The following is a 20,410-nucleotide window of genomic DNA, read 5'->3' as shown; positions in this document are numbered from 1 at the left end:
ATGTTGAACCTGGAGCGCCTGCGCACCCTGGACGCCCTCGCCCGCCACGGCTCGGTCAGCGGCGCGGCGGACGGCCTGCACGTGACCACCTCGGCCGTCTCCCAGCAGCTCGCCAAGCTGGAGCGGGAGGTGGGGCAGCAGCTCGTCGCCAAGAACGGCCGCGGCGTGCGGCTCACCGACGCGGGCCTGCTGCTGGCCGACCACGCGGCGCGCATCCTCTCCCAGGTCGAGCTGGCCCAGGCGGACATCGAGGCGCAGCGCGGCCAGGTGGTCGGCGAGGTACGGCTGGCCGGGTTCCCGACGGCGGCCCGCGGCCTGTTCCCCGCAGCGGTCGCCGCCCTGCGCCGGGACCACCCCGACCTGGTCGTCCGCACCAGCGAGCTGGAGCCCGAGCAGGGCGTGCGCCAGGTGATGCGCGGCGACATGGACCTGGCCGTGGTGCTCGACTGGAACAACAAGCGGCTGCCCGTACCGGCGGGGCTGGCCAGGGCGCAGTTGCTGGACGACACCGCCGACGTGGCGCTGCCGGCCGGCCACCCGCTCGCCGGGCGGGCGGAGCTGGACCTGGAGGAGCTCGCGGACGAGGACTGGGTGTCCTGGCCGGAGGGCGAGTTCTGCTACGAGTGGCTGATGTTCACGCTGCGCGCCAAGGGCGTCGAGCCCCGCATCGCGCACCTGGCCGGGGAGCACCACACCCAGCTCGCGCTGATCCGCGCCGGGCTCGGCGTGTGCGTCACGCCCCGCCTCGGCCGCGGGTCGGTCCCGGACGGCGTCGTCCTCGTGCCCGTACGGCAGCGGATGCTGCGGCACATCTACGCCGTGTGGCGTTCCGACGCGGACCGGAGGCCCTCCATCAGGGCGGCGGTGGAGGCGCTGCGCGAGGTGGGGCGGTCGGTGGGGAGCTGACGCTCAGGGGCGGTGGCCCAGCCTGCGGAAGTCCCAGGAGGCGACGGCGTCCGGGGTGAGCCGGAGCCACGCGTGGCGGCCGTCGTGGGGCATCGCGTCCAGGCCGAAGTTCTTCCGCGCGAACAGCCTCTCCACCGGCTCCAGTTCGGGGCAGGTCTCCCCCGTGCGCGGCGCCTCGCCGACGAAGACGGCCGTGCCCGACAGCTCCACGCCGCGCAGCTCGCCGTACTCCTCGCCGTCGTCCACCACGACCGCGATCCGCGGATCGCGGCGCAGGTCCGCCCAGCGCCGGCTGCGCGTGAGGGAGTACAGCCACAGCGACGTCCCGTCCCAGGCGAACCACAGGGCGCCGACGTGCGGGCGGCCGTCCGGGGAGACGGTCGCCACCCGGCAGGTGCGCTGCCCGGTGAGGTACGCGTCGAGCTCGGGCTCCGACATCATGATGCGCCGCCCCCGGCGCTGGGTGACCGCCATGACGCTCGCCCCGCCTTCCGCTGAGGTGTTCTGATGGGGTGTCAGAAATCATGGGGTCTCTTCCGCCTCCGCGCAATGGCGGCTACCCTCCCGCCGCATGCCGACGTTCGCACAGCTCCGCGAGCAGCTCGACCCCGCCCGGACCGTGCTGCTCACCGTCGAGTGCCAGCGCGGCGTCGTGGGCCCAGGCAGCGCCCTGCCCGAACTCGCCGCCGAGGCCCGGTCCTCCGGCACCCTGCACCGGATCGCCCGGCTCGTCACCGCCGCGCGCGAGGCGTCCGTGCAGGTGCTGCACGCGGTGGCGGAGCGCCGCCCCGACGGGCGGGGCGCGAGCCGCAACGCCCGGCTGTTCCGGGCCGCCGAACGCCTGCCCGTGCAGCAGCTCAGCGGCTCCGTCGCCGTCCGGGTCGCCGAGCCCATCGACGTGGCCGACGAGGACATCGTCGTACGCCGGCTGCACGGGCTTTCCCCGCTCGCGGGCACGGACGTCGACGCGCTGCTGCGCAACCTGGACTGCCGGACCCTCGTCGTCACCGGCGTCTCGGCCAATGTCGCGATCCCGAACGCCGTCTTCGACGCCGTGAACCTCGGGTACACGGCGGTCGTACCGGCGGACGCCATCGCGGGACTCCCCTCCGACTACACCCCCGCGATGGTGCGCCACACCCTCGCGCTCGTCGCCACGGTCACCACCACCGACTCCGTGCTGGCCTGCTGGAAGCGGCCGGTGCGCGGCGGCCGCGCCGTCACGCGAGCCTGATCGAGTCGCCCTCGACCGTGATCGGCGCGGCCGCCAGCGGCATGGTGGCCGGGCCCGCCTTGACGCTGCCGTCCGCCGCGTCGAACTTGCTGCCGTGGCACGGGCAGTTGATGACCCCGTCGGCGACGTCCTTGACCGCGCAGCCCGCGTGCGTGCACTTCGACGAGAACGCCTTGAACTCGCCCGCCTTCGGCTGCGTCACCACCACGTTCCCGACGACCTTGCCGCCGCCCTCGGGGATGTCGGCCGTCCTGGCGATCACCTGGCCCCCGGCACCCCCGCCCCCCGTCGCCGCGCCCCCGGTGCCGCCCGTCGAGCCGCCCGCGGTGCCGCCGCCCGCCGGGGCGTCACCCGCGGACGCGGCCGGGCTGTCCGACCCCCCGCACGCGGTGAGCGCGGCGGCCAGTCCGGCCCCGCCCGCCGCCGCGACGACGGTACGGCGCGCCACTGCCCTGCTGGTCCCCTGCGATCCCGTCATTCCGGCTTCCCTTCCGTGGTCCCGTGGTGGTCTCACGACGTCAACGCGTCACGGGGGAGTACGCGACGGCCGCACGGGCCGTTCAGCCGCCCAGGGACCTCTTCAGGAACTCCACCTCGGCCGCCAGCAGGCCGCTCGCCACCTCCTCCCGGGTCACGGCGTGCGTCGCGCCCGGCAGGGGCAGCACGCTGTGCGGACGCCCGGCCGCCAGCAGCGCGGCCGAGAGCCGCAGGGTGTGGGCGACCACCACGTTGTCGTCGGCGAACCCGTGCGTCAGCAGCAGCGGACGGGTCAGCCGGTGGGCGTACCCCAGGTGGGAGGAGCGCGCGTAGTTCTCCGGCCGCACGTCCGGGTGGCCGAGGAACCGCTCCTCCCAGTGCGTGTCGTAGAGCCGGCGGTCGGTCGGCGCGGCACCGGCGACGGCCGCGTGGAACACGTCCGGGCGGTGCAGTACGGCCCCGATGGCGAGGTAACCGCCGTACGACCAGCCCCGGACGCCCACCCGGTCCAGGTCCAGGTCCGGGTACCGCCCGGCCGCCACGCGCAGCGCGTCCACCTGGTCCTCCAGCGGGGCGGACAGCCGGTCGCCGTGGACGGCCGTCTCCCACGCCCGGCCGCGCCCCGGCGTGCCGCGCCCGTCCACGACCAGCACCGCGAAGCCCTGCTCGGCGAACCACTGGGCCACCGCGCCGTGCCACCCGGCCCCCCGCACGGCGAGCTGGACGCCGTACCCCGCGTACGGGCTGAGCAGCACCGGCAGCCGGCCGGAGCCCGGCCGGTGCCACGACGGCAGGTGGAGGTGGGCGCGCAGCTCCCGCACGCCCAGCGACAGGTGGACGGGCCGGGGCGTGACGAGGGGCGTCTCGGCGAGCACGGCGATCCGGCCGGCGGGCCTGCCGCCGCGCAGCACGGTCACCGTCCGCCCGCTGTCCGTCCGGCTGTCCAGGACGACGGTTCCGCCGCCCGCCGCGGCCGTGTGGACGCCCGGCTCCCGGCTCACCCGGCTGAACCCGTCCGCCGGGTCGTACGCCCACACATGGACCTCGGTGGGGTCCTCGCTCGCGGTGAAGTACACCCGCTCGCCGGCCGTGCCGAGGACGGCGCGCACCTCGAGCCCGGGCGGGCTCGCCACCTGCCCGACGCGCAGGCCGCGCACGTCGTCGCGTACGCCGGTCACGACCGGCGTCCCGGCGGCGGTGCGGGCCGGGACGCCCGGGGTGAGCTCCACCCAGGCCGGGTCGGCGCGGCGGACCAGCGGGCGGGTCGCGCCCGTGTCCGGGTCGATCGCCAGCAGCTCGGCCGACCGCTGGTCCCGCGTCTGGACCTCCACGAACGGCCCGGCCCCGTCCCAGCCGGCGGCCGTGACGTACTCGTAGCGCGTGTCGGTCCACGCGCCGGGCGGATGGGCGGCCGGATCGGCCCCGGCCGGTGTCCGGACGGGTGTCCGGCCGCCGTCCAGCCGCAGGACGTGCAGCGACACCTCCGCGTTGGCCGTACCGGCCGCCGGGTAGCGGACGGCGCGGGGCGCCCGCGCGGGATCGGCGGGATCGGTGAGGTGCCACCGCCCCACGCGCGCGTGGTCCGTCCGCGCCACCAGGAGGGCGTCCCCGTCCGGCGACCACCAGTGGCCGCGCGGCCGCCCGATCGACTCGGCCGACACATGGTCCGACAGCCCGTACGCCACCTCCGGCCCCTCCGGCGCGGCGAGCAGCCGGTCCTCCGCCCCGTCGGCGGTCCGCACGACACGCAGGGCGCCCCCGGTCACGTACGCGACGAGCGACCCGTCCGGCGACGGCCTCGGGTCCACGGCCGGGCCCGCCGTCGGCACCCGCCAGGGGGCGCCGCCACCGGTCCGTACCGCCCACACCGCGCCGGCCACCGTGAACACCGCCACGCGCGCGTGCCGGTCGGTGGCGTAGCCGGTCACACCGGTCGCCGTCACCCGGGCGCGCTCCCGGCGCACCCGTTCCGCCTCCGGGAGGTCCTCCTCCCGGCCGCCGCCCAGCACGGCGGGGTCGGCCAGCAGCCGCTCCCGGCCGTCCTCGTACAGCCACAGCCGCCCCACCGCGCTGGAGCCGGAGGCCGTCCGCACGAACAGCACGCGCTCGCCGTCCGGGGAGACGGTGAACCCGCCCGGGACGCCCAGCGAGAACCGGCGCGTACGGGCGAACTGGTGGGGGAAGCCGGGTGCGTTCAGGGCGGGAATCATGGTCATGGGGCGGATCATGACAGGCACGTACTGTGGGGGGATGCTCTCCGAAGTCACAGCGACCCGCTACGTCACGCCCTTGCGTGAGGGCGGCTCCCTCCCGGGCATCGTCGAGGCCGACGATCTCGGGACGTACGTCATGAAGTTCACCGGCGCCGGGCAGGGCCGCAAGACCCTCGTCGCCGAGGTCATCTGCGGCCGGCTCGGCCGCCGGCTCGGCCTGCGCGTCCCCGAACTGGTCGCCATCCAGCTCGACCCCGTCATCGGACTCGGCGAGCCCGACCAGGAGGTCCAGGAACTGCTCAAGGCCAGCGGCGGGCTGAACCTCGGCATGGACTACCTGCCCGGCTCGATCGGCTTCGACCCGCTCGCGTACGCCATGGACCCGACGGAGGCGGGGCGGGTCGTCTGGTTCGACGCGCTGATCAACAACGTCGACCGTTCCTGGCGCAACCCCAACATGCTCGTCTGGCACGGGGAGCCGTGGCTGATCGACCACGGCGCCACCATGATCTGGCACCACAACTGGCCCGGCGCCCCCGCGTCGGCCGCCAAGCCGTACGACGCCTCCGACCACGTCCTCGCCTCCTTCGCCCCCGACGTCGCGGCCGCGGCGGCCGCGCTGGCGCCCCTGGTCACCGAGGAGCTGCTGACGGAGGTGGCGGCGGACGTCCCCGACGCGTGGCTCGTCGACGAGCCGGGCTTCGCCACGGCCGACGCGCTGCGCCGCGCCTACGTGGAGACCCTGCTGGCGCGCGCCGCGACCATCCACGAGCGGATCACCCTGGGGGAGCGGACGCCGGACACGCCGTCCCGCGCCCCGGGCTGGCTCACCGACCACCTGGCCCCCTGGCCGCACCCCACCAAGCAGGACCGCACGAAGGACAGCAGCCAGTGACCGACCGGGACGTCTTCGAGTACGCGCTGCTGCGCGTCGTACCGCGTGTCGAGCGCGGCGAGTGCTTCAACGCCGGCGTGGTGGTCTACTGCCGCGCCAAGTCCTTCGTGTGCGCCCGTACGCACCTCGACGAGGCGAAGCTGCGGGCGCTGGACCCGGACGCCGACGTGACCGGCGTCCGGGCCGCCCTGCACGCCGTGGAGGGCGTGTGCGAGGGCGGCGAGCACGCGGGCCAGGCGGCGCGCGACGACGCCGGGCGCCGCTTCCGCTGGCTGATCGCGCCGCGGTCCACGGTCGTCCAGCCCGGCCCGGTCCACACCGGCCTGACCGCCGATCCGGAGGGCGAGGCCCAGCGGCTGCTCGACCTGCTGGTGCGCTGAGTGACCGGGTGCACCCGGTGGGCCGTTGACACCGGGTGCCAGGGTCTCTAGCGTCTCGTCTGCTGAAGGTACTAAGCGGTCGCTCACCGGCATGGACGAATGCCGGCCGGGCCGCTTTTCCGGCATCCAAGGGCGAGGAGAACCAGCATGTCCACCACCGAGCAGCGCGTCGCCGTCGTGACCGGGGCCGCGCGGGGCATTGGCGCCGCCACCGCGGTCCGGCTCGCGGCCGAGGGCCGCGCCGTCGCCGTACTCGACCTCGACGAGGCGGCCTGCAAGGACACCGTGGAGAAGATCACCGCGGCGGGCGGCAAGGCCATCGCCGTAGGCTGCGACGTCTCCGACGGCGCCCAGGTGGAGGCCGCCGTCGCGCGGATCGCCACCGAGCTCGGCGCGCCGACGATCCTCGTCAACAACGCGGGCGTGCTGCGCGACAACCTGCTGTTCAAGATGAGCGAGTCCGACTGGGACACCGTGATGAACGTGCACCTCAAGGGCGCGTTCCTGATGGCCAAGGCCTGCCAGAAGCACATGGTCGACGCGGGCTTCGGCCGGATCGTGAGCCTCTCCTCGTCCTCGGCGCTCGGCAACCGCGGCCAGGCCAACTACTCCGCCGTCAAGGCGGGGCTCCAGGGCTTCACCAAGACCCTCGCCAAGGAGCTCGGCAAGTTCGGCGTCACGGCCAACGCCGTCGCGCCCGGCTTCATCGTCACCGAGATGACCGCGCAGACCGCCGCGCGCGTGGGCATGGGCTTCGAGGAGTTCCAGGCCGCCGCCGCCACCCAGATCCCCGTCCAGCGCGTCGGCCGGCCCGAGGACGTCGCCCACGCGATCGCCTTCTTCACCGGCGACGACGCGGGCTTCATCTCCGGCCAGGTCATGTACGTGGCCGGCGGCCCGCTCAACTGAGGAAGGCGTGAAGGACATGACCGCACAGGAACTGCCCCCGCCGTCCGGCAGGGTCGCCCTCGTCACGGGCGCCAGCCGGGGCATCGGCCACGGCGTCGCCGAGGCGCTCGTCGCCCGCGGCGACCGCGTCTGCATCACCGGCCGCAACGAGGACGCGCTCAAGGAGGCCGTGGAGAAGCTGGGCGCCGACCGCGTGATCGGCGTCGCCGGCAAGGCCCACGACGAGGCGCACCAGGCGCTCGCCGTGGAGCGCACCATGGAGGCCTTCGGCCGCGTCGACTTCCTGATCAACAACGCCGGTACCAACCCGGTCTTCGGCCCGATGGCCGACCTGGACCTGAACGTGGCGCGCAAGGTCTTCGAGACCAACGTCATCTCGGCGCTGGGCTTCGCCCAGCAGACCTGGAAGGCGTGGCAGAAGGACAACGGCGGTGCGATCGTGAACATCGCCTCGGTCGCCGGTCTGGCCGCCTCGCCCTTCGTCGGCGCGTACGGCATGAGCAAGGCCGCCATGGTCAATCTGACCCTCCAGCTCGCCCATGAATTCGCCCCGGTCGTCCGGGTCAACGCGATCGCCCCGGCCGTCGTGAAGACGAAATTCGCCCAGGCCCTCTACGAGGGCCGGGAAGCGGAGGTCACGGCCTCCTATCCGCTGGGCCGGCTCGGCGTGCCCGAGGACATCGGCGGGGCCGCCGCATTCCTCACCTCCGACCAATCGGACTGGATCACCGGCCAGACGCTGGTCGTCGACGGCGGAATTTTCCTCAATGCCGGAGTCGGCTGATCCCGATTTTCCCGATTGACCGCTGAATGCCGCAAGCGCCCCGCCCGGCCACCACATTGACCTGGCGGGGCGCTGCGGTATGGTCGGCCGACCCATGGCTGAACGAGGAGCGTGCGCACGTGTTCAACCGGACCAGTCTGCAGGCGGCTGCAGCCCTTGCGTCCATATCCCTGCTGGCGGGATGCAGTCTCTTTTCGGAGGATGACGCCGATGGGGAGAACAAGATCGTGGTCGGCACGACGAGCGCTCCCAGCACGCTCGACCCCGCCGCCGCCTGGGACGGCTCCTGGGAGCTGTACCGGAATGTCTTCCAGACTCTCCTGAGCTTTCCGACCGGCAGCGCGACGCCCCAGCCGGACGCGGCCGAGTGCAAATTCACGGACACCGTGAGCAAAGTATTCGAATGCCGGCTCAAGGAAGGGCTGGCCTTCTCCGACGGCGGGAAGCTCGACGCCCGGGCCGTCAAGCACTCGATCGACCGCATCCGCACGATCAACGCCAAGGGCGGCCCCGCCCCGCTGCTCGGCACCCTCGACAAGGTCGTGACCAGCGGCGACCGCACCGTCACCTTCCACCTGAAGGAGTCGGACGCCACCTTCCCGTTCATCCTGGCCACCCCCGCCATGTCCATCGTCCCGCCCGAGAAGTACCCGGCGGACGGGCTGCGCGAGGACGGCAAGCTCACCGGCTCCGGCCCGTACGTGCTCAACTCCTACGAGGAGGGCACCAAGGCCGAGCTGACCAAGAACCCCACCTACAAGGGCTTCGCCAACCGCAAGAACGACGCCGTCACCATCCGGTACTTCCAGGAGTCCGAGGCGATGGTCGGCGCGCTGCGCGAGAAGGAGATCGACGCCACGTACCGCGGTCTCACCGCGGAGGAGGTCGTCCAGCTCCGGGAGAAGAGCCCCGAGAACGAGGGGCTCCAGCTCGTCGACTCCACCGGCGCGGACATCCGCTACCTCGTGTTCAACGCCGAGGACGCGTCCGTGAAGAAGCTCGCCGTGCGGCAGGCGATCGCCCAGGTCGTCGACCGCGAGGCGCTGGTCGCCAAGGTCTACAAGGGCACCGCCGAGCCGCTGTACTCGATGGTCCCGAAGGGCATCGCCGGGCACACCACCGCCTTCTTCGACCGGTACGGCGAGCCCGACGTCGACAAGGCGCGCAAGCTGCTGCGCGAGGAGGGCGTCGACGCCCCCGTGGCCCTGACGCTCTGGTACACCACCGACCGCTACGGCTCCGGCACCAAGGCCGAGTTCACGGAGCTCAAGCGGCAGCTCGACGCCTCCGGGCTGTTCGAGGTCACGCTGAACGGCAAGCCGTGGAAGGAGTTCCAGGCGGGCTACCAGAAGGGCCAGTACCCGGTCTTCGGCCGAGGCTGGTTCCCCGACTTCCCGGACCCGGACAACTTCATCGCCCCGTTCGTCGGCAAGGAGAACGTGCTCTCCACCCCGTACGTGCGGCCCGAGATCACCGACCAGCTCCTGCCCAAGTCCCGCAAGGTCAGCGACCGGGGCGCGGTCACCGAGGAGTTCGAGCGGGCGCAGGAGATCCTCGTGGACGACGTCCGGCTGCTGCCGCTGTGGCAGGGCAAGCTCTACATCGCGGCCAGCGAGGAGATCGCCGGCGGCGAGCGCGCGCTCGACCCGCAGACGGTCATGCAGATGTGGGAGCTCCAGCGCAAGACGAGCTGGTGACGATCGGCCGCCGGGGCCGGTTGTCAGTGGTCACCGGTAGGTTCTGTGATCAGAACAAGGCGATCACCACCGGAGGTTGTTGACGTGACCGACACCGACATGCTGCCCGAGTCCTGGCGCGGCGTCCTCGGCGACGAGCTGCAGAAGCCGTACTTCAAGCTGCTCACCGAGTTCGTCGAGGAGGAGCGGGCCAAGGGGCCGGTCTACCCGCCGCGCGAGGAGGTGTTCGCCGCCCTCGACGCCACTCCGTACGACGAGGTCAAGGTCCTCGTCCTGGGCCAGGACCCGTATCACGGGGAGGGCCAGGGGCACGGCCTGTGCTTCTCCGTGCGGCCGGGCGTCAAGACCCCGCCCTCGCTGCGCAACATCTACAAGGAGATGCAGGAGGAGCTCGGGCACCCCGTGCCGGACAACGGCTATCTGATGCCGTGGGCGCGGCAGGGTGTCCTGCTCCTCAACGCGGTGCTGACGGTCCGTGCCGGTGAGCCGAACTCGCACAAGGGCAAGGGCTGGGAGAAGTTCACCGACGCGGTGATCACGGCGGTGGCCTCGCGGCCCGACCCGGCCGTCTTCGTGCTGTGGGGCAACTACGCGCAGAAGAAGCTTCCGCTGATCGACGAGACGCGGCACGTGGTGGTGAAGGGCGCGCACCCTTCGCCGCTCTCCGCGAAGAAGTTCTTCGGCTCGCGCCCCTTCACGCAGATCGACAAGGCCGTCGCCGACCAGGGCCACGCCCCCATCGACTGGCGCATCCCGAACCTCGGCTGACGACGGCCACGGCCGGGGCGCCCCCGCGGGCGGGCGCTCCCGGCCCGTTGCGGTGCTCGGGGCGGGCGCTCCCGGCTTGGCGCGGCTCCCCGGGCGGGTGGCCGCTTCGGCCGGTGCGGTGCTCCGGGTGGGCGCTCCTGGCCGGGCGCGGTGCTCCGGGTGGGCGGGTGCTCCGAGCCCGGTGCGGTGCTCGGGGCGGGTGCTTCGGCCCGGCACGGTGCTCCGGGTGGGCGGGTGCTCCGGGCCCGGTGCGGTGCTCGGGGCGGGTGCTCCCGCCTTGGCGCGGCTCCCCGGGCGGGTGGCCGCTTCGGCCGGTGCGGTGCTCCGGGTGGGGCCGGTGCGGTGTCCCGGTGGGCCGGCCGGGGGGCGTGCCCCGAGCCTGACCGGGAATGGCCGGTGTCTGCGGCTAGCGTCGGAGCACCGGCCCGGGACCTCGCCGGTCCCGGGCCGGGATGCCGGCGGACGACTGGAGGCAGCGGTGCGGGAGCAGCAGCAGGACACCTCGGACGCGTCCGAGGACGCCCTCATGACCAGGATCGGGCAGACCAGGATGCTGCTCCACGGCGGGGACCGGGAGGAGGCCCGCAACCGCTTCGGTGAGCTGTGGCAGCGTCTCGCCGTCGACGGTGCCCCGCTCCACCGCTGCACGCTCGCGCACTACATGGCCGACGCCCAGGACGACCCCTACGACGAGCTCGCCTGGGACCTGCGGGCCCTGACCGCCGCCGAGGGCTCCGAGGGCCGGGGCGACGCGGCGCTGCGCGCCCTGTACCCCTCCCTGCACCTGAATCTGGCGGCCGACTACGTCAAGCTCCGGCGCCCCGACGCGGCCCGCGTCCACCTCGACCGGGCCCGCGCCGCCTCGCACGCCCTGCACGACGACGGGTACGGCAACGGCGTACGCGCGGCCATCGCCCGCCTCACCGAGCGCCTCGGCACGCAGTGACGCCACGGTGACGCCCGGCGGCGCGGTCCCGGCCGGGCGGCCGGCGGGTCAGTGGCCGTAGGCCTCCCGGCACACCGCGGCCTGGCGGCTTCCGGGGGCCCAGCCGCCGTGGGTCCGGCCGACTTCGCACACATCGGGGACGGTGTCCCGGACGGCCGGCACGTCGGGGCGCTCGATGCGGGGGAGCCGCTCCCGGACGTCCTGCGCCGACGGGAGCCGCACGGGCCGCTCGGCGCGGGGCTCGGCACGCGGTGGGGCGGGCGGGGCGGCTTCCGGGGCGTGCCGGGTGTCGTCCGCGGGCGGGGCGGGTGGGGCGGGAGAGGGCGCCCGTGGCGCGGGCGGCCGGGTGGGCGGCAGCGCGGCCTCCAGGGCCTCCCGTGCGGGCCCCTCCAGGATCTGCGGCGCGACGTCCTGGCCGGCCGGGTGGATCGCGTCCGGGGCGGCCGGCACGGAAGCGGGACCGGGGTCCACCGACACGCAGCCGGAGACGGCCGCGACGGCCACGGTGGCCAGTACCTTCGCTGTGATTCGCGTTCGTTGCACGCCGTAACTGTGGTCGCCGACCGGCCCGTTGGACATGGCTACCCGCGGTTATTGGTCCGCACGGGTGAAGGGTCCGGCCGCCGGACGGTCAGCCCCGGTCCTCAGGGCGGGCGCCGAGCATGCCGGTCAGCAACTCGCCGAGGCCCGTGCGCAGTTCCTCCCGGCCCGGTACGGCGGAGTGGAACGACCCCACCGCGCAACTGAACATCAGCCCCTCGCACCAGGCCACCAGCGACAGGGCGTGCCGCTCCGGCCGCGCCGAACCCGCCGCCCGCATCAGCGCCGCCAGCGGTTCCCGGAACCGCCGCCCGGTCTCGTCGTAGAACGCCCGCAGTTCGGGGCGCCGCGTGGCCTCCAGAGCCAGTTCGTACCGCGCGACGAGCAACTCCCGGTGCCCGGTCAGATAGCGGTGCAGCGCCACCGACAGGGCGTCCACCAGGGCGTCGAGCCCCGCGCCGGGGGCCGGCATCTCCTCCACCGACAGCACCTGGGCCTCCCGGTCCGCGAGCCGCCGCACCGCCGTCTCCAGCAGGGCCTGCCGGGTGCGGGCGGTGTTGGACGTCGAGCCCTGGGGGAGCCCGGCGGTCTCGTCCACCGCGCGGTGGGTCAGCCCGCGCATGCCCCGCTCGGCGAGCAGGGTCAGGGCGGCGTCGGCGATCAGGTCGGCACGTGCGGTCATGGGGACAACCTACCGCCGTCACTACATCCGTAGTACGGTGGCGGAGTCACTACAGATGTAGTTCGCCTTCGCGGAGGAGTCGAGGACCCATGGACAACCGGACCGCCCCCCGAGCCGTCGTGACCGGAAGCGGCATCGGCGGGCTGACCGCCGCCGTCGCCCTGCACCAACGCGGCTGGCACGTCACCGTCCTCGAGCGCGCCGCGTCCCTCAGGCCCGTCGGCGCCGGCATCGCCCTCGCGCCCAACTCCCTGCGCGCCCTGGACGTCATCGGCCTCGGCGACGACATCCGCGCCCTCGCGGCCTGGCAGGGCGACGGCGGCATGCGCACCCCGAGCGGCCGCTGGCTCGCCCGTACGGACGCGCGGGCCGCCGCCGACCGGTTCGGCGGCCCGCTCGTCCTGCTCCACCGGGCCACCCTCGTCGACGCCCTCGCCTCCCGCCTGCCGGACGGCGCCATCCGCACCGGCGAACCCGCCACCCTCGCCGACCCGGGCGCGACCGGCACCGGCGGCCGTCCCGCCGTGGTCACCACCCCGCACGGCGACATCGAGGCCGACCTGGTCATCGGCGCCGACGGCATCGGCTCCACCGTCCGCCGCGCCCTCTTCCCGGAGCACCCGGAGCCCGCGTACGCGGGCCTCACCACCTGGCGCGTCGTCGTCCCGGCACCCGGACGACCCTTCGCCCCGCACGAGACCTGGGGGCGAGGCGCCCTCTGGGGCACCCATCCGCTCAAGGACGGCCGCGTCTACGCCTACGCGGCGGCCGCCGCACCCGCCGGAGGCCGGGCCGCCGACGACGAACGCGCCGAACTGCTCCGCCGCTTCGCCACCTGGCACGACCCGATCCCCGCCATCATCGACGCCGTGGCCCCCGACCAGGTCCTCCGGCACGACGTCCGCCACCTGACCGCCCCGCTGCCCGCCTTCCACCGCGGCCGGACCGCCCTGCTGGGCGACGCCGCCCACCCCATGGCGCCCACCCTCGGCCAGGGCGGCAACCAGGCCATCGAGGACGGCATCGTCCTCGCCCACCACCTGCCCCCGCACACCGACCCGGGCGCCGGCCTCGCCGCGTACTCCGCCGCCCGCCTGCCGCGCACCACCGGCATCGTCCGCGCGTCGGCCCGCGTCGCCCGGCTGCTCACCGTCACCGCCGCGCCCGCCGTCGCCCTCCGCGACGCCCTGCTGAGCCTCTCCCGCCTCGCCCCCGGCGTCGCGCTGCGCGCCTTCGACGGCATCGCCGACTGGCGGCCGCCCCAGCACCCGTATTCTGACCGGGCACACCAGCACGGGCACGGTGGCGTACGGCGATAGGGAGCACGTGGTGAAGATCGGCTGCATCGGACTCGGCGACATCGCGCAGAAGGCCTACCTGCCGGTGCTCACCACCATCCCGGGCGCCGCACTGCACCTGCAGACCCGCACCCCGGCGACCCTCGCCCGGGTGGCCGCGACCCACCACGTGCCCGCCGACCGGTGCCACACCGACCTGGACGGGCTGCTCGCCACCGGGCTCGACGCCGCGTTCGTGCACGCCCCGACCTCCGTGCACGCCGAGATCGTCGGCCGGCTGCTGGAGGCCGGCGTGCCGACGTACGTCGACAAGCCCCTCGCGTACGAACTCCACGACTCCCGCCGCCTGGTGGAGCTGGCCGAACGGCACGGCACCGCCCTCGCCGTGGGCTTCAACCGCCGCCTCGCGCCCGCCTACGCCCAGTGTCTGGACCACCCGCGCGAGCTGATCCTGATGCAGAAGAACCGGATCGGCCTGCCCGAGGACCCGCGCACGCTCGTCCTGGACGACTTCATCCACGTCGTCGACACCCTGCGCTTCCTCCTCCCCGGGCAGGTCGAGCACACCGACGTGCGCGCCCGGGTCCGGGACGGCCTCCTGCACCACGTCGTGCTCCAGCTCTCCGGCGACGGCTTCACCGCCATCGGCATGATGAACCGGATGAACGGCTCCACCGAGGAGATCCTCGAGGTGTCCGGGCAGGACACCAAGCGCCAGGTCCTGAACCTCGCGGACGTCATCGACCACAAGGGCCAGCCCAGCGTCCGGCGGCGCGGCGACTGGGTTCCGGTCGCCCGCCAGCGAGGCATCGAGCAGAGCGTGCACGCCTTCCTCGACGCCGTACGGGCCGGGAAGGTGCTCAGCGCCCGGGACGCACTCGCGACCCACGAACTGTGCGAGCGGGTGGTACGGGAGTGCCTGGAGCAGGCCGCCGCCTGACCCTCCGCCCGGCCTCCACGGCACCCAGCGCGGCCAGCACCACCAGGGCCCCGTACACCGGCCAGGCGCCGAGCCGGACGAACGGGGTGGTCCCACCGGCCACCGGCACCTCGTACACGGCCGCCGTACTGGCCTCCGTGCCGAGCGGGGCGCCGACGCGGCCGCCGTCCGGGCCGTACACCGCGCTCACGCCGGTCAGCGTCGCGTGCACCACCGGACGGCCCGTCTCGGCCGCCCGCAGCGCCGCCAGGGACGCGTGCTGCCCGGGCGCCCAGCTCTCCTGGAACGTCGACGTCGCCGACTGGGCGACCAGCACCTGGGCGCCCTCGCGGGCCAGGTGCCGGCTCATGTCGGGGAACGCCGACTCGAAGCACACCAGCGGGCCCACCCGCAGCCCCCGCTCCCCGAGCGTCATCACCACCGGAGCGCCGCCGCGCCGCCGGTCCTCGGCCGCCGCCTTGCCGACCGAGGTGGCCCAGCCCAGCACCGAGCGGAACGGCACGTACTCGCCGAACGGCACCAGCCGCATCTTGTCGTAACGGTCACCGGTCGCGCCCCCGGGGCCGACGAGGACGCTGCTCTTGTAGATGCCCGGCCGGTCCGCACGCCGCGCGTCCACATTGACCAGCACCTCGGCGCCCACGTCCCGCGAGAGGTCCGCCAGCCGGCGGGTGTACTCGGGGCGCGCCGTCAGATCCGCCCCGACACTGCTCTCGCCCCACACCACCAGGTCGACGTCCCCCCGGCCGGCCAGCTCACGGGTCAGCTCCACGCCCCGGGCGAACCGCCGTTCCGGCCCGCCCACACCGTTGACGACCCCCGGCTGCACCACGGCGACCCGGGCCTGCCCCGCCGGCTCCGGGGCCGGGGCCCACCACGCCGCCGCGCCCGTGACGAGCGCGCACACCGCGAGCCCCGCCACCGCCGTCGCCCGCAGCGAGCGGACCGACACCAGCAGGGTCACCGCGGTGTTGACCGCCACCACGAGCAGCGACACCAGCCACACGCCGCCCAGCGCGGCCACCCGCAGCGCGGGCGGCACCTGCCACTGGCTGGCGCCGAGCAGTCCCCACGGCCCGCCCAACCCCTCCCAGGAGCGGACCAGTTCCACCATCAGCCAGCCCGACGGTACGACGGCGAGAGCGGCCGCCGCACGCGCGCGTGACGGCGTGCCCGCCAGCATCCGCCGCACCAGCGCCCCCCACGGCAGCCACAACAGCCCCAACAGCGCGGCCAGGAGCAGGATGAACACGTGCAGGCTCGGCATCAGCCAGTGGTGGACGGCCAGCATGAACCCGGTGCCGCCCAGCCAGCCCTCCAGGGCGGCCCGGCGCCCCGTGGCGGCCGTACGGAGCAAGAGCATCCACGGCACCAGCGCGACGTACGCCCACCACCACAGGGACGGCGCGGGGAAGGCGAGCGCGGGCAGCGCACCGGCCGCGACCGCGGCGGCACCCCGCCACCACGGGGACGTGAGCAGGGGCCCGGCCCCCGCCCGCCGGCCGACCGGAATCCGCATACCGCGCCTCCTCGCACTGGGGCCCTCCCGACGCCTCCAGTGTGCTGGAGCCGGTCATTCCGCCGACAGTACGCCCTCCGTGGCGCGCCGCCACTTCTCCCGCACCACCACCGTGCGCAGCCGCCAGCCGCCGTCCGTGCGCGCCAGGGCGAACGTGTACCGCCCGCCCGAGACGAAGTCGTCCCCGGCCGCCATCCGCATCGGGTTCACGTAGTCGGCCAGCGCCTCCGCGCTGTCGCCGGGGAAGCCGTCGACGTCCTCGATCCGCACCCGCCGGTTGACGATCAGGTGCTGGCGGACGGGGAACAGCCGCATCGTCCGCGCGAGCCAGTCGGCGACCTCGTCCGCCGCACCGGCCACACCTCCCGCGCCCCGGTAGTCGGCGTGCCCGTCGGCCGTGAAGAGGTCCCGGTACGCGGCCCAGTCGGCGTCGTCCACCGCGACCGCGTACCGGGTGATCAGCTCGTCGATGGCCAGCCGGTCCATCACGGTCGCGAGGTCCACGCGCTGCGTCATCGCATCAGTGTCGGGCAGTGGCGGCCACGGGCCAAGAGCCCTGCACGCCCCGCCCTCAGGCGGCTTCCCACTGGTGCGCCCGGCCGCCGCGCCACTCGACCAGGTGCGGGTCGTCCAGCGAGATGTCCGCCTCGTCCAGCCCGGCGCGGCGCAGGAACTCGACGAGGTCCGCGTCGTTGTGGGCGAGCCCCGCGATCTGTCCGCGTATGGTCACGCGCCGCCCGCCGCCGGGGGAGGGGCGGTGCACGACGACGGGTGCCTGCCAGGCCATGGGACCAGGGTGCGCCGTCCGGCGCGTGATCGCAGCCGGGGCCGCGCGGTCGGGGCCCGGCCGCCGGCCGCACCGGCGGGACGCGACGCGGGCGGGCGCGCGGGGCGGGACGTACACGGGGGTGCGACACACACGTGGCGGGGCGCACACCGGGTGCGATTCACACGGGGTGTGAAAGGAATGCGTGCATATATGCGTCGTGCGCCCTCGCGCCGGGCCGCCTCGGCGCGGGAGGCTCTTCTCGCGTGTCCGGGACGGAGGACCTGGGCATCGGGCCGCCGGTCACCCCCCCCTGCCGGCGGCCCCCGCCCATGCCCGTGGGGCGAGTCCCGGCGGGCGCGGGCCGTGCGGCGTGGACGGCGGGCGGGCCGGACCTACGCGGCGCGCTCCACGTCGCCCTGCTGCGAGGTGCGGGCCCACTGGAGGACCAGGGCGCTGTAGATGCGCTGTTCGTCGGCCGAGAGCCGCCCGCCGGAGCGCACCCACAATTCACGGATCGCCGCGTTCAGGGCGTCCGCGTCCGGGGTGGGCAGCTCGGCAGGGGATCTGGTCATGGCACCCAGCCTAGGCAGACGGTTCGGCGATCCGCCGCATCCTCGGGCCCTTTTGTGACGAAGCTCCCCTGGGCCCGGCCCGGCGCGGCGGGTGCCCGGGCCCGCCAGGCGCCGGGACTCCGCCCGTCCCCGGCGGCGGCCCCCAGGACCGGGGCGGCGGCCGGTCAGCCGGCCGATTCCCCGGCGTGCGGGCTGAGGACGCCCAGCGAGATCAGGGCGAGGAGCACCAGGCCCAGCAAGATCCGGTAGATGACGAACGGCATGAAGCTCTTCGTGGTGATGAACTTCATGAACCACGCGATGACCGCGTAGCCCACGCCGAACGCGATGATCGTCGCGAAGATCGTCGGGCCCCAGGCCACATGGCCGCCCTCACCCGCGTCCTTCAGCTCGAACAGGCCGGACGCCAGCACGGCCGGGATGGCGAGCAGGAAGGAGTACCGGGCCGCCGCCTCGCGGGTGTAGCTCATCAGCAGGCCGCCGCTGATCGTCGCGCCGGACCGGGACACGCCCGGGATCAGCGCCATCGCCTGGCACAGGCCGAAGATCAGGCCGTCCTTGACGCCGAGGTCCTGGAGCGTCTTGCGCTCGGGGGCGGCGCGGTGGCGCCCGCCCTCCTCGACCCTGGCCGCCAGCCGGTCGGCGATGCCGAGGACGACACCCATGACGATGAGGGTCGTCGCGATCAGGCGCAGGTCGCGGAAGGGACCCTCGATCTGGTCCTTGAGTGTCACGCCCAGCACACCGATGGGGATCGAGCCCACGATGACCAGCCAGCCCATCCGGGCGTCGTGGTCGCCGCGCAGGGACTTGTCCGTCAGCGAGCGGAACCAGGCCGAGACGATCCGCGCGATGTCCTTGCGGAAGTAGATGAGGACCGCCGTCTCCGTGCCGATCTGGGTGATCGCCGTGAACGCGGCACCCGGGTCGTGCCAGCCCGCGAAGGCCGCGGTGAGACGCAGGTGGGCGCTGGAGGAGATGGGGAGGAACTCCGTCAGCCCCTGGACGAGTCCGAGGATGAGCGATTCGAACCAATTCATGGGGCTAGGGCCGTCCCGAATGTGCTCGTGCGGTCATGGGCGCGGCCGTTGATCGACGGCCGGTCGGTGCGCAGCGTACAGCCCGAAGGTGAATGAACCGTCTCAGCCCTCGATCGGGCCCGCCGCCGTCCAGCCGGGAGCCCGTACGTGCGGGGTCAGACTGTCGCCCCGGGCCTCCTCGCCGCAGCAGCCGCAGACCAGGACCGGGGTGAGCGGGGCACCGCAGGAGTGCTCGACCACGGTGGGCGGCTGCGCGTTCAGGTGGCGGTCGCCCCAGGCCATGAGGGTGAGCAGTACGGGGTGGAGGTCGCGCCCGGCGTCGGTGGGCCGGTACTCGAAGCGGCGCGGACGCTCGCTGTAGGGGACCTTCTCGAGGATGCCCGCGTCGACGAGGCGGCGGAGGCGGGCGGTGAGGATGTCGCGGGGGGCGCCGGTGTTGCGGGCGATCCGGTCGAAACGGCGTACGCCCAGGAACACCTCGCGCAGCACCAGCAGCGCGTACTTCTCGCCGACCAGGGCCAGGGTGTCGGCGATCGAACAGGGCCGGGGGTCCTTCATGGCGGCCACCTTAAGGCGAGAGGGTTGGATTTCCCAACTGACTCGGTTATGTTACCGGTGAGTGTTGGTCCAGTTTTCCAACCCACCTCCGTGAGCGAGGAGCCGCACCCATGCGCGACGCCGTCATCGTCGAGGCCGTCCGGACCCCCATCGGCAAGGGCAAGCCCAACGGGTCCCTGGCCGGAACCCACCCCGTCGAACTGCTCTCCCACACCCTGCGCGCCCTCGTCGAGCGCAGCGGTGTCGACCCCGCCCTCGTCGACGACGTCATCGGCGGGTGCGTCGACCAGGTCGGCGAGCAGGCCATGAACACCACGCGGTACGCCTGGCTCGGCGCCGGGCTGCCCGAGCACGTGCCCGCCACCACCGTCGACCGCCAGTGCGGCTCCTCCCAGCAGGCCGTCCACTTCGCCGCGCAGGGCGTGCTGTCGGGCGCGTACGACATCGTCGTCGCGTGCGGGGTCGAGTCCATGAGCCGCGTCCCGATGTGGTCGAACGTGCCGCCCGGCGCCGACCCCTTCGGCCCCGGCGTCGCCGCCCGCTACCCCGAGGGCCTGGTGCCCCAGGGCATCAGCGCCGAGCTGATCGCCGCCAAGTGGTCCATCGGTCGCACGGCGATGGACGAGTACGCGGTCATGTCGCACGAGCGCGCCGCCCGGAGCTGGGCGGAGGGCCTGTTCGACGCCGAGGTGGCGCCCCTGGCGGAGCTGCGGCGCGACGAGTGCGTCCGGCCCGGCACGACCACCGGGGCACTGGCCGGACTGCGGCCCGCCTACCAGGACCCCGTCTTCGCCGAACGGTTCCCGCAGATCGACTGGTCCGTCACCGCCGGCAACGCCAGCCCCATCAACGACGGGGCGTCGGCCGTGCTCATCATGGCCGCCGACACCGCCCGCGATCTGGGCCTGCGCCCGCTCGCCCGGCTGCACGCCTTCGCCGTCACCGGCTCCGACCCCCTGCTGATGCTTACCGGCGTCGTCCCCGCCACCGAGAAGGTGCTGCGCAAGGCCGGGCTCCGGCTCGACGACATCGACCTGTTCGAGGTCAACGAGGCGTTCGCCGCCGTCGTCCTCGCCTGGCAGCAGGAGACCGGGGCCGACCTCGCCCGGGTCAACGTCCACGGCGGAGCCATCGCGCTCGGCCACCCCCTGGGCGCCAGCGGCACCCGGCTGACGACCACCCTCGTGCACGCCCTGCGCGAGCGCGGCGCGCGCTACGGCCTGCAGACCATGTGCGAGGCCGGCGGACTCGCCAACGCCATGATCCTCGAAGCCCTGTAGGGC

At 74.1% G+C, this 20,410-nt stretch carries 23 protein-coding genes; 12 read left to right on the top strand and 11 right to left on the bottom strand.

The window, feature by feature from the left end:
- The gene (locus tag E2B92_RS04830; RefSeq protein ID WP_126887603.1) at window positions 1-906 is read left to right on the top strand and encodes a LysR family transcriptional regulator; all 906 of its coding nucleotides are present in this window, start codon (window positions 1-3) and stop codon (window positions 904-906) included.
- Between the two features lie 3 nt (window positions 907-909).
- On the opposite strand, the gene E2B92_RS04825 is transcribed toward E2B92_RS04830, so the two are convergent.
- Window positions 910-1,380, bottom strand: coding sequence for a pyridoxamine 5'-phosphate oxidase family protein (locus E2B92_RS04825; protein WP_126887604.1), 471 nt, complete (start codon window positions 1,378-1,380; stop codon window positions 910-912).
- A gap of 97 nt (window positions 1,381-1,477) precedes the next feature.
- Here E2B92_RS04825 and E2B92_RS04820 point away from each other — a divergent pair, with 97 nt between their 5' ends.
- Window positions 1,478-2,140 carry a cysteine hydrolase gene (locus E2B92_RS04820; RefSeq protein WP_126887605.1) on the top strand — a complete coding sequence of 221 codons (663 nt, stop codon included), beginning with the start codon at window positions 1,478-1,480 and terminating at the stop codon, window positions 2,138-2,140.
- On the opposite strand, the gene E2B92_RS04815 is transcribed toward E2B92_RS04820, so the two are convergent.
- Together E2B92_RS04815 and E2B92_RS04810 are read right to left on the bottom strand one after the other, a co-directional pair.
- A complete protein-coding gene (locus E2B92_RS04815) occupies window positions 2,127-2,618 on the bottom strand; it encodes a Rieske (2Fe-2S) protein (protein WP_133087397.1) in 492 nt (163 codons plus the stop codon). The genes E2B92_RS04820 and E2B92_RS04815 overlap by 14 nt on opposite strands.
- An 82-nt stretch (window positions 2,619-2,700) precedes the next feature.
- On the bottom strand, window positions 2,701-4,833 hold the full coding sequence (locus E2B92_RS04810; protein WP_126888813.1) for a S9 family peptidase: 2,133 nt from the start codon (window positions 4,831-4,833) through the stop codon (window positions 2,701-2,703).
- A 34-nt stretch (window positions 4,834-4,867) separates the two neighbouring features.
- Between E2B92_RS04810 and E2B92_RS04805 the strand changes: the two genes are divergently transcribed.
- The 7 genes from E2B92_RS04805 to E2B92_RS04775 all read left to right on the top strand — a co-directional run bounded on the left by E2B92_RS04805 (window position 4,868) and on the right by E2B92_RS04775 (window position 11,209).
- Complete coding sequence (locus tag E2B92_RS04805) at window positions 4,868-5,725, top strand: HipA family kinase (protein WP_126888812.1); 858 nt, start codon at window positions 4,868-4,870, stop codon at window positions 5,723-5,725.
- Entirely contained in the window at window positions 5,722-6,105 is a 384-nt protein-coding gene (locus E2B92_RS04800) for a DUF3037 domain-containing protein (protein ID WP_126888811.1), read from the top strand. Before E2B92_RS04805 ends, E2B92_RS04800 begins: the two co-directional genes overlap by 4 nt.
- Window positions 6,106-6,252: 147 nt before the next feature.
- A complete protein-coding gene (fabG, locus tag E2B92_RS04795; RefSeq protein WP_126888810.1) occupies window positions 6,253-7,014 on the top strand; it encodes a 3-oxoacyl-ACP reductase FabG in 762 nt (253 codons plus the stop codon).
- A gap of 16 nt (window positions 7,015-7,030) precedes the next feature.
- Window positions 7,031-7,798, top strand: a complete 768-nt coding sequence (locus E2B92_RS04790) for an SDR family oxidoreductase (RefSeq protein WP_126888809.1) — start codon at window positions 7,031-7,033, stop codon at window positions 7,796-7,798.
- A 119-nt stretch (window positions 7,799-7,917) separates the two neighbouring features.
- A complete protein-coding gene (locus E2B92_RS04785; protein WP_126888808.1) occupies window positions 7,918-9,495 on the top strand; it encodes an ABC transporter substrate-binding protein in 1,578 nt (525 codons plus the stop codon).
- 84 nt (window positions 9,496-9,579) lie between these two features.
- On the top strand, window positions 9,580-10,263 hold the full coding sequence (gene ung / locus E2B92_RS04780; protein WP_126888807.1) for a uracil-DNA glycosylase: 684 nt from the start codon (window positions 9,580-9,582) through the stop codon (window positions 10,261-10,263).
- Window positions 10,264-10,789: 526 nt separating this feature from the next.
- A complete protein-coding gene (locus tag E2B92_RS04775) occupies window positions 10,790-11,209 on the top strand; it encodes a hypothetical protein (RefSeq protein WP_126888814.1) in 420 nt (139 codons plus the stop codon).
- Window positions 11,210-11,257: 48 nt separating this feature from the next.
- On the opposite strand, the gene E2B92_RS04770 is transcribed toward E2B92_RS04775, so the two are convergent.
- Entirely contained in the window at window positions 11,258-11,752 is a 495-nt protein-coding gene (locus tag E2B92_RS04770) for a hypothetical protein (RefSeq protein ID WP_235023682.1), read from the bottom strand.
- 88 nt (window positions 11,753-11,840) lie between these two features.
- Window positions 11,841-12,431 (bottom strand): TetR/AcrR family transcriptional regulator, encoded by a 591-nt coding sequence (locus tag E2B92_RS04765; RefSeq protein ID WP_126889622.1) that lies wholly within the window; start codon window positions 12,429-12,431, stop codon window positions 11,841-11,843.
- 89 nt (window positions 12,432-12,520) lie between these two features.
- Between E2B92_RS04765 and E2B92_RS04760 the strand changes: the two genes are divergently transcribed.
- Together E2B92_RS04760 and E2B92_RS04755 are read left to right on the top strand one after the other, a co-directional pair.
- Window positions 12,521-13,750 carry an FAD-dependent monooxygenase gene (locus E2B92_RS04760; protein ID WP_133087395.1) on the top strand — a complete coding sequence of 410 codons (1,230 nt, stop codon included), beginning with the start codon at window positions 12,521-12,523 and terminating at the stop codon, window positions 13,748-13,750.
- A 10-nt stretch (window positions 13,751-13,760) separates the two neighbouring features.
- Window positions 13,761-14,669, top strand: a complete 909-nt coding sequence (locus E2B92_RS04755) for a Gfo/Idh/MocA family protein (RefSeq protein ID WP_126888451.1) — start codon at window positions 13,761-13,763, stop codon at window positions 14,667-14,669.
- Here E2B92_RS04755 and lnt read toward each other — a convergent pair.
- The 6 genes from lnt to E2B92_RS04725 all read right to left on the bottom strand — a co-directional run bounded on the left by lnt (window position 14,590) and on the right by E2B92_RS04725 (window position 19,127).
- Window positions 14,590-16,188, bottom strand: coding sequence for an apolipoprotein N-acyltransferase (lnt, locus tag E2B92_RS04750; RefSeq protein WP_126888452.1), 1,599 nt, complete (start codon window positions 16,186-16,188; stop codon window positions 14,590-14,592). The two genes, E2B92_RS04755 and lnt, sit on opposite strands and share 80 nt — an antisense overlap.
- Before the next feature lie 54 nt (window positions 16,189-16,242).
- Window positions 16,243-16,704: a nuclear transport factor 2 family protein gene (locus E2B92_RS04745; protein WP_185923731.1), complete on the bottom strand. Its 462-nt coding sequence runs from the start codon at window positions 16,702-16,704 to the stop codon at window positions 16,243-16,245.
- Window positions 16,705-16,759: 55 nt separating this feature from the next.
- A complete protein-coding gene (locus E2B92_RS04740) occupies window positions 16,760-16,975 on the bottom strand; it encodes a hypothetical protein (protein WP_126888453.1) in 216 nt (71 codons plus the stop codon).
- A gap of 374 nt (window positions 16,976-17,349) precedes the next feature.
- Window positions 17,350-17,529 (bottom strand): hypothetical protein, encoded by a 180-nt coding sequence (locus E2B92_RS04735; RefSeq protein ID WP_126888454.1) that lies wholly within the window; start codon window positions 17,527-17,529, stop codon window positions 17,350-17,352.
- A 164-nt stretch (window positions 17,530-17,693) separates the two neighbouring features.
- Window positions 17,694-18,569, bottom strand: a complete 876-nt coding sequence (locus tag E2B92_RS04730) for an undecaprenyl-diphosphate phosphatase (RefSeq protein ID WP_126888455.1) — start codon at window positions 18,567-18,569, stop codon at window positions 17,694-17,696.
- A gap of 102 nt (window positions 18,570-18,671) precedes the next feature.
- A complete protein-coding gene (locus tag E2B92_RS04725; RefSeq protein ID WP_126888456.1) occupies window positions 18,672-19,127 on the bottom strand; it encodes a winged helix-turn-helix transcriptional regulator in 456 nt (151 codons plus the stop codon).
- Window positions 19,128-19,237: 110 nt separating this feature from the next.
- Between E2B92_RS04725 and E2B92_RS04720 the strand changes: the two genes are divergently transcribed.
- A complete protein-coding gene (locus E2B92_RS04720; RefSeq protein ID WP_126888457.1) occupies window positions 19,238-20,407 on the top strand; it encodes a thiolase family protein in 1,170 nt (389 codons plus the stop codon).
- Window positions 20,408-20,410 lie beyond the last annotated feature (3 nt).

Source organism: Streptomyces sp. WAC05374, assembly GCF_004353505.1.
Lineage (GTDB): Bacteria > Actinomycetota > Actinomycetes > Streptomycetales > Streptomycetaceae > Streptomyces.
The sequence above is the reverse complement of the archived record's forward strand: the minus strand, read 5'-3'. Positions and strand labels throughout refer to the sequence as shown.

Bases quoted from the DNA above. Each gene is read 5' to 3' on its own strand.
- E2B92_RS04760 (WP_133087395.1), top strand. From the start codon at position 12,521: ATGGACAACCGGACCGCCCCCCGAGCCGTCGTGACCGGAAGCGGCATC.
- E2B92_RS04830 (WP_126887603.1), top strand. From the start codon at position 1: ATGTTGAACCTGGAGCGCCTGCGCACCCTGGACGCCCTCGCCCGCCAC.
- E2B92_RS04730 (WP_126888455.1), bottom strand. From the start codon at position 18,569: ATGAATTGGTTCGAATCGCTCATCCTCGGACTCGTCCAGGGGCTGACG.
- E2B92_RS04745 (WP_185923731.1), bottom strand. From the start codon at position 16,704: ATGACGCAGCGCGTGGACCTCGCGACCGTGATGGACCGGCTGGCCATC.
- E2B92_RS04765 (WP_126889622.1), bottom strand. From the start codon at position 12,431: ATGACCGCACGTGCCGACCTGATCGCCGACGCCGCCCTGACCCTGCTC.
- E2B92_RS04805 (WP_126888812.1), top strand. From the start codon at position 4,868: ATGCTCTCCGAAGTCACAGCGACCCGCTACGTCACGCCCTTGCGTGAG.
- E2B92_RS04810 (WP_126888813.1), bottom strand. From the start codon at position 4,833: ATGACCATGATTCCCGCCCTGAACGCACCCGGCTTCCCCCACCAGTTC.
- fabG (WP_126888810.1), top strand. From the start codon at position 6,253: ATGTCCACCACCGAGCAGCGCGTCGCCGTCGTGACCGGGGCCGCGCGG.
- E2B92_RS04725 (WP_126888456.1), bottom strand. From the start codon at position 19,127: ATGAAGGACCCCCGGCCCTGTTCGATCGCCGACACCCTGGCCCTGGTC.
- E2B92_RS04740 (WP_126888453.1), bottom strand. From the start codon at position 16,975: ATGGCCTGGCAGGCACCCGTCGTCGTGCACCGCCCCTCCCCCGGCGGC.
- E2B92_RS04815 (WP_133087397.1), bottom strand. From the start codon at position 2,618: ATGACGGGATCGCAGGGGACCAGCAGGGCAGTGGCGCGCCGTACCGTC.
- lnt (WP_126888452.1), bottom strand. From the start codon at position 16,188: ATGCGGATTCCGGTCGGCCGGCGGGCGGGGGCCGGGCCCCTGCTCACG.
- E2B92_RS04825 (WP_126887604.1), bottom strand. From the start codon at position 1,380: ATGGCGGTCACCCAGCGCCGGGGGCGGCGCATCATGATGTCGGAGCCC.
- E2B92_RS04790 (WP_126888809.1), top strand. From the start codon at position 7,031: ATGACCGCACAGGAACTGCCCCCGCCGTCCGGCAGGGTCGCCCTCGTC.
- E2B92_RS04820 (WP_126887605.1), top strand. From the start codon at position 1,478: ATGCCGACGTTCGCACAGCTCCGCGAGCAGCTCGACCCCGCCCGGACC.
- E2B92_RS04735 (WP_126888454.1), bottom strand. From the start codon at position 17,529: ATGACCAGATCCCCTGCCGAGCTGCCCACCCCGGACGCGGACGCCCTG.
- E2B92_RS04775 (WP_126888814.1), top strand. From the start codon at position 10,790: ATGACCAGGATCGGGCAGACCAGGATGCTGCTCCACGGCGGGGACCGG.
- E2B92_RS04720 (WP_126888457.1), top strand. From the start codon at position 19,238: ATGCGCGACGCCGTCATCGTCGAGGCCGTCCGGACCCCCATCGGCAAG.